This window comes from Pseudomonas sp. GW531-T4 (assembly GCF_017349615.1).
Taxonomy (GTDB): Bacteria; Pseudomonadota; Gammaproteobacteria; order Pseudomonadales; family Pseudomonadaceae; genus Aquipseudomonas; species Aquipseudomonas chlororaphis_I.
This window is the reverse complement of the sequence record NZ_JACMZT010000027.1, coordinates 51,572-64,038: the sequence shown is the minus strand read 5'-3', so window position 1 is coordinate 64,038 and position 12,467 is coordinate 51,572. Positions and strand designations below refer to the sequence as shown.

The 12,467-nt window shown below is 63.4% G+C and carries 13 protein-coding genes; 11 read left to right on the top strand and 2 right to left on the bottom strand.

Annotated elements, in window-relative coordinates:
• Window positions 1-233 precede the first annotated feature (233 nt).
• Together J4D28_RS20640 and J4D28_RS20635 are read left to right on the top strand one after the other, a co-directional pair.
• Window positions 234-968 (top strand): carbonic anhydrase, encoded by a 735-nt coding sequence (locus J4D28_RS20640; protein ID WP_009046260.1) that lies wholly within the window; start codon window positions 234-236, stop codon window positions 966-968.
• A gap of 89 nt (window positions 969-1,057) precedes the next feature.
• The gene (locus J4D28_RS20635) at window positions 1,058-2,626 is read left to right on the top strand and encodes a SulP family inorganic anion transporter (protein ID WP_009046261.1); all 1,569 of its coding nucleotides are present in this window, start codon (window positions 1,058-1,060) and stop codon (window positions 2,624-2,626) included.
• A gap of 132 nt (window positions 2,627-2,758) precedes the next feature.
• On the opposite strand, the gene J4D28_RS20630 is transcribed toward J4D28_RS20635, so the two are convergent.
• Complete coding sequence (locus tag J4D28_RS20630) at window positions 2,759-3,409, bottom strand: hypothetical protein (RefSeq protein ID WP_009046262.1); 651 nt, start codon at window positions 3,407-3,409, stop codon at window positions 2,759-2,761.
• A gap of 372 nt (window positions 3,410-3,781) precedes the next feature.
• On the opposite strand from J4D28_RS20630, the gene coxB reads away from it, so the two are divergent.
• The 4 genes from coxB to J4D28_RS20610 all read left to right on the top strand — a co-directional run bounded on the left by coxB (window position 3,782) and on the right by J4D28_RS20610 (window position 8,214).
• Window positions 3,782-4,909, top strand: a complete 1,128-nt coding sequence (gene coxB / locus J4D28_RS20625) for a cytochrome c oxidase subunit II (protein ID WP_009046263.1) — start codon at window positions 3,782-3,784, stop codon at window positions 4,907-4,909.
• 82 nt (window positions 4,910-4,991) lie between these two features.
• Window positions 4,992-6,593, top strand: a complete 1,602-nt coding sequence (gene ctaD, locus J4D28_RS20620) for a cytochrome c oxidase subunit I (protein ID WP_009046264.1) — start codon at window positions 4,992-4,994, stop codon at window positions 6,591-6,593.
• Window positions 6,594-6,737: 144 nt separating this feature from the next.
• Entirely contained in the window at window positions 6,738-7,292 is a 555-nt protein-coding gene (locus J4D28_RS20615) for a cytochrome c oxidase assembly protein (RefSeq protein ID WP_009046265.1), read from the top strand.
• A gap of 34 nt (window positions 7,293-7,326) precedes the next feature.
• Entirely contained in the window at window positions 7,327-8,214 is an 888-nt protein-coding gene (locus J4D28_RS20610) for a cytochrome c oxidase subunit 3 (protein ID WP_009046266.1), read from the top strand.
• Window positions 8,215-8,222: 8 nt separating this feature from the next.
• On the opposite strand, the gene J4D28_RS20605 is transcribed toward J4D28_RS20610, so the two are convergent.
• Window positions 8,223-8,426 carry a twin transmembrane helix small protein gene (locus J4D28_RS20605; RefSeq protein WP_016703917.1) on the bottom strand — a complete coding sequence of 68 codons (204 nt, stop codon included), beginning with the start codon at window positions 8,424-8,426 and terminating at the stop codon, window positions 8,223-8,225.
• Window positions 8,427-8,495: 69 nt separating this feature from the next.
• Between J4D28_RS20605 and J4D28_RS20600 the strand changes: the two genes are divergently transcribed.
• The 5 genes from J4D28_RS20600 to J4D28_RS20580 are packed head-to-tail and all read left to right on the top strand — an operon-like array spanning window position 8,496 to window position 12,404.
• On the top strand, window positions 8,496-9,236 hold the full coding sequence (locus J4D28_RS20600) for an SURF1 family protein (RefSeq protein ID WP_016703916.1): 741 nt from the start codon (window positions 8,496-8,498) through the stop codon (window positions 9,234-9,236).
• Window positions 9,202-9,795, top strand: coding sequence for a hypothetical protein (locus tag J4D28_RS20595; RefSeq protein ID WP_009046268.1), 594 nt, complete (start codon window positions 9,202-9,204; stop codon window positions 9,793-9,795). The genes J4D28_RS20600 and J4D28_RS20595 overlap by 35 nt, the downstream gene beginning before the upstream one ends.
• A gap of 10 nt (window positions 9,796-9,805) precedes the next feature.
• Window positions 9,806-10,885: a heme A synthase gene (locus J4D28_RS20590; RefSeq protein ID WP_007924313.1), complete on the top strand. Its 1,080-nt coding sequence runs from the start codon at window positions 9,806-9,808 to the stop codon at window positions 10,883-10,885.
• Window positions 10,873-11,772, top strand: a complete 900-nt coding sequence (gene cyoE, locus J4D28_RS20585; protein ID WP_009046269.1) for a heme o synthase — start codon at window positions 10,873-10,875, stop codon at window positions 11,770-11,772. The genes J4D28_RS20590 and cyoE overlap by 13 nt, the downstream gene beginning before the upstream one ends.
• The gene (locus J4D28_RS20580; protein WP_009041520.1) at window positions 11,769-12,404 is read left to right on the top strand and encodes an SCO family protein; all 636 of its coding nucleotides are present in this window, start codon (window positions 11,769-11,771) and stop codon (window positions 12,402-12,404) included. The genes cyoE and J4D28_RS20580 overlap by 4 nt, the downstream gene beginning before the upstream one ends.
• Window positions 12,405-12,467 lie beyond the last annotated feature (63 nt).

Sequence of the window (12,467 nt, the reverse complement as noted above, 5' to 3'; positions counted from 1 at the left end):
CTATGGTGGAGTAGTGCCGGTGCACCTGGCTCTATAGGCTGGTCACCTTTTTGCATCGCCAATAGTGGCGTTTTAGAGCGCTCCGTTCAGTTTGAGTTAAGTTTGGAAGGCTACCTTGTTCACCGAGTGACCGATGGGTCGCTGTCGGCGGTCTGGTCGTTTTTTGATCAATCGCTGGCGTCGTGCCGGATAAAACTGGAAAATTCACCTAATCCGTCAAAAGGGGATGAATCATGAGTGACAAGGATAAACAGCCGTTGGCTGCGTCGGCTTCAGCGTCCACGGAGGTCGCCGAAAGCGCCGATGCAGCGCTGCAGATAATCGTTGACGGCTTTTTGCATTTTCATCACGAGGTCTTCCCACAGCAGGAAGAACTGTTCAAGAAACTCGCCACGGCCCAGCGGCCGCGGGCGATGTTCATTGCCTGCGCGGATTCGCGCATCGTTCCCGAACTGATTACCCAGAGCGCCCCGGGCGACCTGTTCGTGACCCGCAACGTCGGTAACGTGGTACCGCCTTACGGGCAGATGAACGGCGGTGTGTCCACGGCCATCGAATACGCGGTCATGGCGCTGGGTGTGCACCACATCATCGTTTGCGGCCATTCCGACTGCGGCGCCATGCGCGCGGTGCTCAACCCGCAGAGCCTGGAAAAGATGCCGACGGTCAAAGCCTGGCTGCGCCACGCCGAAGTGGCCAAGACCATGGTCCAGGAGAACTGCGACTGCGCCGACGAGAACGCCAGCATGCATGTGCTGACCGAAGAGAACGTCATCGCCCAGTTGCAGCATTTGCGCACCCACCCTTCGGTGGCTTCGCGCATGGCCAACGGCCAGTTGTTCATCCATGGCTGGGTGTACAACATCGAAACCAGCGAAATCAAAGCCTACGACGCGGATCAAGGGTGTTTCCTGCCGTTGGACGGACGCCATCCGATCCCGGTTGCGACGCCTAAAGCGCGCTTCTAAATCCTCCTAAATCCCAGTGGGGTTCAGCCATGACTGCTGTCAGTGCGGTCAGGCTTTGCCACGCCTGAAAAAAGTTCGGGAGAATCATCATGCGTGCAGCACAACTGAAAGCTGTTTTGCCACGGGAGCTGCTCGCTTCCGTGGTGGTGTTCCTGGTGGCCCTGCCCTTGTGCATGGGTATTGCCATCGCTTCCGGCATGCCGCCGGCCAAGGGTCTGATCACCGGGATCATCGGTGGCCTGGTAGTGGGCTGGCTGGCGGGCTCGCCCTTGCAGGTCAGCGGTCCGGCCGCGGGGCTGGCGGTCCTGGTGTTCGAGCTGGTGCGCCAGCACGGTATCGCCATGCTCGGGCCGATCCTGCTATTGGCGGGTTTCCTCCAGTTGGTGGCCGGGCGCTTGCGCCTGGGCTGCTGGTTCCGGGTCACGGCGCCAGCGGTGGTCTACGGCATGCTTGCCGGGATCGGGGTGTTGATCGTGCTCTCCCAGGTGCACGTGATGCTCGATGCCCAGCCCCAGGCGTCCGGCCTGGATAACCTCGCAGGCTTCCCCGAGGCGGTGGCCCAGGCCCTGCCGAGCCTGGGCGGCGGCTTTGGCTGGCAGGCCGGGTTGCTCGGCCTGTCGACCATGGCGGTGATGTTCCTGTGGGAAAAACTGCGCCCGCATTCGCTGCGCTTCATCCCCGGCGCCCTACTGGGTGTCGGCCTGGCGACCTTTGCCAGCCTGCTCCTGGCGCTGCAGGTCAAGCGGGTCGAGGTACCGGAAAACCTCGCCGAGGCAATCGACTGGCTGCGCCCGGCCGACCTGCTCAACCTGGCGGACCCGACACTGCTGATCGCAGCCTTTGCCGTGGCCTTTATCGCCAGCGCCGAAACCCTGCTGTCCGCCGCTGCGGTGGATCGCATGCACAGTGGTACGCGCTCGGATTTCGACCGTGAACTGTCGGCGCAAGGGATCGGCAACATGCTCTGCGGGTTGCTCGGCGCGTTGCCGATGACCGGGGTGATCGTGCGCAGTTCGGCCAACGTCCAGGCGGGCGCGACCACGCGGTTGTCGGCGATCTTCCACGGCCTGTGGCTGCTGGCGTTCGTGCTGTTGCTGTCCAGCGTGCTGCAAAGCATTCCGGTGGCCAGCCTGGCGGGCGTGCTGGTGTACACCGGGTTCAAGCTGGTGGACCTCAAGTCGTTCCGCAAGCTGGGCCGTTATGGGCCGATGCCGATGCTGACCTATGGCGTGACCGCGCTGGCGATTGTCTTCACCGACCTGCTGACCGGTGTGCTGATCGGTTTCGGCCTGACCCTGGTGAAGCTGGCCTGGGGCGCTTCGCGACTGAAGATCAGCCTGGTGGACCTGCCCGCCGAAGGCGAAATGGAGCTGCGCCTGGTAGGCGCCGCGACCTTCCTCAAGGTGCCGGCCCTGACCCAGGCACTGGGCAGCATCCCGCCGGGCACCACGGTGCATGTGCCGCTCAATAACCTGGGCTACATCGACCATGCCTGCCTGGAGCTGCTCGAGGAGTGGGGACGGGCCAATGCGGCCAAGGGCTCGAAGCTGGTGATCGAGTCGCGCGGGTTGAAGCGCCGGCTGGAGGGGCGTTTGCACACCAACGTCGGCGTGAGCCCGGCCTCGAAGCTGGAGGCGAAAGGCTTGAGCCGGGCGTAAGTCTGTAGCCCTGTAGCCGCTGCCGCAGGCTGCGATAAGGTCCGAAGGGCCTTCAGCGTCGGTGATATCGCTGCGACCGTGCCGGTCGATCGCAGCCTGCGGCAGCGGCTACAGGGCCGCCACCTGCAATCCTCAGGCAGCCGGCTGGTCGAGTTCCAGCTCCACGCCCAGCTGGCGCGACAGGCACGGCCAGCGTTTCCAGGCGGCGTCGGTGTCGGGGCTGCTGAGCTTCTCACGGTAGGCCTCGACCGACTCCAGGGCGAAGCTTTCTTCATTGAGCATCGCGTCGACCGCATGGTGCACCGCTTCGTCCAGCTGGTTGGCGAAGGTTTCGCCGATCAACTGGTGGGCGATCAGGTTGGCCACCGTGGTGTCCAGCGGGATCAGCGGCTGGCCGAAATGGGTGATGTACAGGTCGTTGACCTCTTCCACCAGGCGATGGGCCAGATAGGCTTCGTCCAGCAGGCTGTCCAGGCCTTCGTGGCCGGCCATGATGGCGGGCGGCTGGAGGAAGAACTGCTCGGCGATCTTCAGCACCGGCTTGATCTGCGACTCGATGCCGGCTTCGCGCGCGACTTCGTTGGCGGCGTCCAGCAGGTCGGGAACCTGATCGATATAAGCGGCGACAAAACGGGTCATCACCCCCTGGGCGTCCAGTTCGGGGAGCTGGATGGCGGGGTGCAGGTGTGGCAATTGGGTTTCCAGCTGGCGGCGCAAATGCCCGGTGCTGGACTCATGTTGATGGGCTCGTTGGATCTGCTCGCGCAATGCGGCGGTGTTCATGAATACTCCAGGAAACAAGGGCAATTAATTAGGGAAGACATAAGTTAGCCTGCTCACGAAATCGCTTAAGACGTATTTCTCATAATTATTTCATGGTTAGTCGTCTGAGTTATATCGCTTCGCCATCATTCATCCCCTATCCCTTTCCAACCGTGGCCTATAAGGCCGCGGCAAACTGTTTCAGTGGATTTACGGCACCGCGTTGCGAGGTCGAAGTCGCTGTCTATACTCGGGGCTGTATGAAGTTAGCTGATGACGCCCGACTGCATGTGCAGCGAAGGCTCGGCGGTTTAAGTTCGTAGTCTGGGCAGCCGATCCCTTGGCCGCAGGTGAAAGCCGGCGGGATAACAAGAACGATAAGGGGAACCCGCAATGATGCGACATCCACAAGTCTGGATGGGCCTCCTGTTGTGGTCGGTATTCAGCCAGGCGCATGGCGCCTGGACCGTGAATATGGCGCCTGGAGCGACTGATATAAGTCACGCGGTATTCGACCTGCACATGACCATCTTCTGGATCTGTGTGGTGATCGGCGTCATTGTCTTTGGCGCCATGTTCTGGTCGATGATCGTGCACCGCCGCTCCACCGGCCAGGTGGCCGCCAAGTTCCACGAAAGCACGACGGTGGAAATCCTCTGGACGGTGGTGCCGCTGCTGATCCTGGTGGCCATGGCCGTTCCCGCCACCGCAACCCTGATCAAGATGTACGACGCCAGTGAGCCGGATGTGGACATCCAGATCACCGGCTATCAATGGAAGTGGCACTACAAATACCTGGGCCAGGACGTCGAGTTCTTCAGCAACCTGACCACGCCCGCCGAACAGATTCACAACCAGAGTGCCAAGGGCGAGCATTACCTGCTGGAAGTCGATCAGCCGCTGGTGCTGCCGATCGGTGCCAAGGTGCGCTTTCTGGTGACCTCCGCCGACGTCATCCATTCCTGGTGGGTCCCGGCCTTCGCGGTCAAGCGCGATGCGATCCCCGGTTTCGTCAACGAAGCCTGGACCCGGGTCGACAAGCCCGGCCTGTATCGCGGCCAGTGCGCCGAGCTGTGCGGCAAGGACCACGGTTTCATGCCGATCGTGGTCGATGTGAAGACCCAGGCCGACTACGACACCTGGCTGGGCGAACGCAAGGCCGAGGCCCTCAAGCTCAAGGAACTGACCAGCAAGGAATGGACCCTCGAAGAGCTGGTGGCCCGCGGCGACAAGGTCTACCACACCACCTGCGTGGCCTGTCACCAGGCCGAGGGCCAGGGCCTGCCGCCGATGTTCCCGGCGCTCAAGGGCTCGAAGATCGCCACCGGGCCGGTGGCGGATCACCTGAACATCGTCTTCCACGGCAAGCCCGGCACCGCCATGGCGGCTTTCGGCAAGCAGCTGTCGGAAGTCGACCTGGCAGCGGTGGTCACCTACGAACGTAACGCCTGGGGCAACAACAAGGGCGACATGGTGACGCCCAAGGATGTCCTGGCTCTGAAACAGGCGGAAAGCAAATGACCCGGTCCATTGCGTGTTCCCGCAGCCGCTCGGGGCGTGCTGCCCTCGATCATCCAGCCCAACCGTTTACAGGAGACAGGCCATGAACGCTGTGAGCGATGAGCACGGTCATGCAGTCGTTGGCGATCATGACCATACCCACGGCCCCGCCAAGGGCCTGATGCGCTGGGTGCTGACCACCAACCACAAGGACATCGGCACCCTGTACCTGTGGTTCGCCTTCTCCATGTTCCTGCTCGGCGGCTCGTTCGCCATGGTGATCCGCGCCGAGCTGTTCCAGCCCGGCCTGCAGATCGTGCAGCCGGAATTCTTCAACCAGATGACCACCATGCACGGCCTGGTGATGGTCTTCGGCGCGGTGATGCCGGCCTTCGTCGGCCTGGCCAACTGGATGATCCCGCTGATGGTCGGCGCGCCGGACATGGCCCTGCCGCGGATGAACAACTTCAGTTTCTGGTTGCTGCCGGCGGCGTTCCTGCTGCTGGTCTCGACCCTGTTCATGCCCGGTGGCGGACCCAACTTCGGCTGGACCTTCTACGCCCCGCTGTCCACCACCTACGCGCCGGAAAGCGTGACCTTCTTTATCTTCGCCATCCACCTGATGGGCATCAGCTCGATCATGGGCGCGATCAACGTGATCGCCACCATCCTCAACCTGCGCGCCCCCGGCATGACCCTGATGAAGATGCCGCTGTTCGTCTGGACCTGGCTGATCACCGCGTTCCTGCTGATCGCGGTGATGCCGGTGCTGGCCGGCTGCGTGACCATGATGCTGATGGACATCCACTTCGGCACCAGCTTCTTCAGTGCCGCCGGTGGCGGTGATCCGGTGCTGTTCCAGCATGTGTTCTGGTTCTTCGGCCACCCCGAGGTGTACATCATGATCCTGCCGGCCTTCGGCGCCGTCAGCGCAATCATCCCGGCGTTCTCGCGCAAGCCGTTGTTCGGCTACACCTCGATGGTCTACGCCACGGCGAGTATCGCCTTCCTGTCGTTCATCGTCTGGGCGCACCACATGTTCGTGGTCGGCATTCCGCTGGTGGGCGAGCTGTTCTTCATGTACGCCACGATGCTTATCGCGGTGCCGACCGGGGTCAAGGTCTTCAACTGGGTCAGCACCATGTGGCAGGGCTCGCTGACCTTCGAGACGCCGATGCTGTTCGCCGTGGCCTTCGTGATCCTGTTCACCATCGGCGGCTTCTCCGGGCTGATGCTGGCCATCGCCCCGGCGGACTTCCAGTACCAGGACACCTATTTCGTGGTCGCGCACTTCCACTATGTACTGGTGCCGGGCGCGATCTTCGGCATCTTCGCCTCGGCCTATTACTGGCTGCCGAAGTGGACCGGGCACATGTACGACGAAACCCTGGGCAAGCTGCACTTCTGGCTGTCCTTCGTCGGCATGAACATGGCGTTCTTCCCGATGCACTTCGTTGGCCTGGCGGGGATGCCGCGGCGGATCCCGGACTACAACCTGCAGTTCGCCGATTTCAACATGGTGTCGTCCATCGGCGCGTTTACCTTCGGCGCGACGCAGATCTTCTTCCTGTTCATCGTCATCAAGTGCATCCGTGGCGGCCAACCCGCACCGGCCAAGCCCTGGGACGGTGCCGAAGGGCTGGAGTGGAGCGTGCCGTCGCCGGCGCCTTACCACACCTTCACCACGCCACCGGAAGTGAAATGAACAGCCTGCAGCGATACCCGCTGACCTCCTCCTGTAGGAGCGAGCTTGCTCGCGATAGCCACGAAGTGGCGCGCTATCAGCCTCATCGAGTCATCGTTGGTGATTTTTTCGCGAGCAAGCTCGCTCCTACAAGGGGGCGCGCTCATGGCTGAGATCTCGATGAAGAAGCTGGTCACCCGTCTGTTGCTGGTGGTGGCGGCGATGTTCGTCTTCGGTTTTGCCCTGGTGCCGATCTACGACGTGATGTGCAAGGCGCTGGGCATCAACGGCAAGACCGGCGGGCAGTATTCCGGCGAGCAGCAGGTGGATGTCTCGCGCCAGGTGCGGGTGCAGTTCCTGTCGACCAACGCGATCGACATGGTCTGGGACTTCTACCCCAAGGCCGACGACATCGTGGTCCATCCGGGCGCGGTGAACGAGATGATCTTCATCGCCCGCAATCCCAGCGACCGCCCGATGAGCGCCCAGGCGATCCCGAGCATTTCGCCGAGCAGCGCCGCGATGTATTTCCACAAGACCGAATGCTTCTGTTTCACCCAGCAAGTGCTGCAGCCCGGTCAGCAGATCGAGATGCCGGTACGTTTCATCGTTGACCGCGACATGCCCAAGGATGTGAAGCACCTGACGCTGGCTTACACGCTGTTCGATATCACCGCGCGTCATCCACCGGTGGCCGTGAGCACCAACACCGGCGGTTAAGACGTTCAAGCGTGCCCGATAAGGAGAACAATAAATGGCAACTCATGAGCATTATTACGTTCCCGCCCAGAGCAAGTGGCCGATCATCGCCACCGTGGGCATGTTCGTTACCGTGTTCGGCCTGGCCACCTGGTTCAACGACCTCAAGGCCGCGCGCCCGGAATCCCATGGCCCGCTGATTTTCTTCGTCGGTAGCCTGTTGCTGGCCTACATGCTGTTCGGCTGGTTCGGCGCGGTGATCAAGGAAAGTCGCGCCGGCCTGTACAGCGCCCAGCTGGATCGCTCGTTCCGCTGGGGCATGAGCTGGTTCATCTTTTCCGAAGTGATGTTCTTCATCGCCTTCTTCGGCGCGCTGTTCTACGTGCGCCAGATCGCCGGCCCGGCCCTGGGTGGCGAAGGCAGCAAGGGCATCGCGCACATGCTCTGGCCGAACTTCGAGTTCGTCTGGCCATTGCTCGAAAACCCCGATTCCAAGCTGTTCCCGCCGCCCAAGGAAGTCATCAGCCCCTGGGGCCTGCCGCTGCTCAACACCGTGCTGCTGGTGAGTTCCAGCGTCACCGTGACCATCGCCCACCACGCCCTGAAGAACGGCCATCGCGGCGCGCTGAAAATCTGGCTGGCGATCACCGTGCTGCTGGGTTGTGCCTTTCTCGGCTTCCAGGCCGAGGAGTACCTGCACGCCTACCACGAGCTGGGGCTGACCCTGGGTTCGGGCATCTATGGCGCCACCTTCTTCATGCTCACCGGCTTTCACGGTGCCCACGTGACCATCGGCACGCTGATCCTGTTCGTGATGCTGATGCGCATCATGAAGGGGCACTTCGATGCCGAGCATCAGTTCGGTTTCGAGGCGGCCAGTTGGTATTGGCACTTTGTCGATGTGGTGTGGATCGGCTTGTTTGTCTTCGTCTACGTGCTCTGAGCGCGGGGTTACCAGGGCGCGTGCGACACCAGCTGGCCGCTGAAGAAGCCCCAGGCGATCAAGCCGACGGTGAGCGCGGCCAGGCACACACGCACGGTCAACGACCTGACCAGGCGATGGGAGCTGCTGTCGTCCTTGACCAGAAAGAACAGGCCGCTGAACAGGCTGATGAGCGTGGCGATCAGCAACAGGACGATTGCCGCTTTAAGCATGGTGGGCTCCAGGGGAAACGCGATGCGCTTGAGTATAGCCAGTCGATCTCGCCACTTTCGGGCGCTGCCATGAACGGCTTTCGCCCGGGCGTGCTGCCGACCCTGGTGGTGCTGGCGTTGCTGCCGGTGCTGGTGACGCTCGGGTTCTGGCAACTGGGCCGGGGCGAACAGAAGCGCGAGCTGCTGGCCAGCTACGCGGAACGGCGGGTGGCCGAGCCTTTGAGAGTGGATGAGCTGCAGGCTGCCCCTGATCCGGCGTTCCGCCGGGTGCGAGTGCATGGCAGCTTCGATGCAGCCCACAGCCTGCTGCTGGATAACCGCATGCACGAAGGCAAGGTCGGGGTCGAGCTGCTGCAACCCTTTCTCGACCAGGCCAGCGGCCAATGGCTGTTGCTCAACCGTGGCTGGCTGCCCTGGCCGGACCGGCGCACGCCACCGGCGTTCAGTACCCCCGAACAACCTCTGGACCTCGACGCCTGGGTCTATGTCGCTCCCGGCGCGACCTTTCAACTGCATGCCGATCCGCGCAATGCCCAGTGGCCGCGGCTGGTGACGACGGTCGATCCGGCCAGGCTCTGGAGCGAGCTGGGACGCAGCGGCTTTGCCTACGAGCTACGCCAGGAGGCTGGCCCGGGCGCCTACCTGACCGAATGGCCGGTGGTGGCCATGGGGCCGGAAAAACATCTGGGCTACGCCGTGCAGTGGTTCGCCATGGCGCTGGCCCTGTGCGCTTTGTACCTCTATCTCGGATGGCATAACGCAAGGGAGAAACACCATGGGAGCGGCCATGAATCCACCCAACATTTCTGAGGCCCAGGCGCCGCACAACCGGCGCCGCGGACGCTGGCAGCTGCTGCTGATCGTGGCCATGGTGATCGGCCCGATGATCCTCGCCACGGGCATGTACAAGTTGCAGTTCTGGGTGCCGGAAAGCCGCAGCTACCACGGTGAGCTGATCGGCAACGGCCAGAGCCGCGCCGACATCGGGGTCCAGGCCGACGAGACGCGCTGGCAGATCCTGGTCACCGCACCCAGGGACTGCGCGGTGGATTGCCAGCAACTGGTGTACCTGGCGCGGCAGATCCAGATCTCCCTGGGCCGCGACGCCTCCCGGGCCAGCCACGCCCTGGCCGCCGCCCAGCCGCTGGACACCGATTACCAGGCCAAGCTGCAGCGCGAGTACCCGCAACTGCAACGCTACCCACTGGACCTGCCGACCTTCGCCAAGGGCGCCAGCGACCAGGGCGCGCCGCTGCTGTGGATAGTCGACCCGCACGGCAACCTGGTCCTGCGCTACGACGCCCGGGTCAAGGGCAAGGACCTGCTCAACGACCTGCGCCATCTGCTGAAACTGTCGAACATCGGATAAGGGCATCGTCATGGCCAAACCTGGATTTCGCCTCGCCTTGTTTGCCACCTTGCTGGCACTGATCGTGGTGCTGCTCGGCGCCTATACCCGACTGACCCACGCCGGCCTCGGCTGCCCGGACTGGCCGGGGTGCTACGGCTTCATCAGCGTGCCGAAAAGCGAAGCCCAGCTGGCCCATGCCGAGCTGCATTTTCCCGACACCCCGGTGGAAGCCCACAAGGGCTGGAACGAGATGATCCACCGCTATTTCGCCGGTACCCTGGGCCTGTTGATCGTATTGCTGGCGGCACGCTCCTGGACCCATCGGCATCATCCCGGGCAACCATTGAAGTTGCCGCTGTTCCTGCTGTCGGTGGTATTCGCCCAGGCCTTGTTCGGCATGTGGACGGTGACCCTCAAGCTGTGGCCGCAGGTGGTCACCGCGCACCTGCTGGGCGGCTTCGCCACCCTGAGCCTGCTGTTTTTGCTGACGCTGCGCCTGTCCGGGGTGCTGCCGGCGCTGATCGTGCCGCGCCGCCTGCAGTACTGGGCCACGGCCGGGCTGGTGCTGGTGATCGGGCAGATCGCCCTGGGCGGCTGGGTCAGCTCCAACTACGCGGCGGTGGCCTGCATCGACCTGCCGACCTGCCACGGCCAGTGGTGGCCGGCGGCGGATTTCGCCAACGGTTTTCACCTGACCCAGCACATCGGCCCCAACTACCTGGGCGGGCAGCTCGACAGCGACGCCCGCACCGCCATCCACCTGACCCATCGCATCGGCGCGTTGCTGGTGACCCTGGTGTTGCTCGGCCTGGCCTGGCAACTCAAGCATGTGGGCATGACCCGCCTCGCCGGGTTGGTGCTGGTGGCGCTGGCGGCGCAGATCGGCCTCGGCATCAGCAATGTGCTGTTCCACCTGCCGCTGCCGGTGGCCGTGGCGCATAACGCGGGTGGCGCGGCGCTGCTGCTGACCCTGGTGCTGGTCAACTATCACGCCCGTACCAGCCTGGTCCGCGCCCGCTCGCACCTGCCGCTGGGCTGGCGCCTGAGCCCGCGCAAACACGCCGCCGGGCCCATCACTATTAAAGGAGAAATGCCATGGCGACTCTGATCGGCGAGCGTCACCGCCAGGCGATCTGGCGTGACTACCTGGAGCTGACCAAACCCAAGGTGGTGGTGCTGATGCTCATTACCTCGCTGGTGGGCATGTTCCTCGCCACCCGTGCCGGGGTGCCGTGGACGGTGCTGGTGTTCGGCAACCTGGGCATCGCCCTGTGCGCCGGTGCGGCGGCAGCGGTGAACCATGTGGTGGACCGGCGGATCGACGCGGTCATGGCGCGCACCCACAAACGGCCGCTGGCCGAAGGCCGGGTATCGCCGCCGGCGGCGCTGGGTTTCGCCCTGCTGCTGGCCATCGCCGGGCAAGCCTTGCTGCTGGCGTTCACCAACCCGCTGACTGCCTGGCTGACCCTGGCATCGCTGCTCGGTTATGCGGTGATCTACACCGGTTTCCTCAAGCGGGCGACCCCGCAGAACATCGTGATCGGCGGTCTGGCCGGGGCCGCGCCGCCGCTGTTGGGCTGGGTCGCGGCCACCGGCCATGTGACGGCCGAACCACTGCTGCTGGTGCTGATCATCTTCGCCTGGACCCCGCCGCACTTCTGGGCCCTGGCCATTCACCGCAAGGAGGAATACGCCAAGGCCGACATCCCGATGCTGCCGGTGACCCACGGCGAGCATTACACCAAGGTGCATATCCTGCTCTACACCTTCGCCCTGCTGGCGGTCAGCCTGCTGCCCTATGCGATCCACATGAGCGGCCTGCTCTACCTGATTTGTGCCCTGGGCCTGGGCGCGCGCTTTCTGCAATGGGCCTGGGTGCTGTACCGTGGCAGTCGGCCGCACGCGGCGATCAACACCTTCAAGTACTCTATTTATTACTTGTTCCTGCTGTTTATCGCGCTGCTCGTAGACCACTACCTATTGTTGAACCTATGACTCGAACTCAGAAAACCGTCTTTATTCTCGTGGCGCTGGTGGCCCTGGTGCTGGGGCTCACCGTCAACAAAGTGCTGACCGGCAAGAACCAGGGGGACCCGACCGCGTTGATCGACGCCGGGATCATCCTGCTGCCCCAGAGCCGCAACCTGCCGGATGTGAAGATGACCGACCAGGAAGGCCAGCCGGTGGTGCTCAATGAGCTCAAGGGCAAGTGGAGCCTGCTGTTCTTCGGCTACACCTTCTGCCCGGACATCTGCCCGACCACCCTCGCCCAACTGCGCCAGATCAAGAGCGAGCTGCCCAAGGAGGCGGTGGACAACCTGCAGGTGGTGCTGGTCAGCGTCGACCCGAACCGCGATACGCCGCAGCAGCTGAAACAGTACCTGGGCTACTTCGACAAGGACTTCAAGGGCCTGACCGCGACCTCGGTGGCGGATGTGCAGAAGCTCGCCAATGCGGTGAGTATCCCGTTCATTCCGGCGGATACCAGCAAGCCCAACTACACCGTCGACCACAGCGGCAACCTCGCGGTGATCGGCCCGGACGGCACCCAGCGCGGCTTCATCCGCGCGCCGCTGAACAACCAGAAACTGGTGGCCCAGCTGCCGGTGATGTTGCAGCGCAAGTAATCCGGGACGCCTGAGTCCTGTAGCCGCTGCCGCAGGCTGCGATAAGGTGCGGAGCACCTTCCG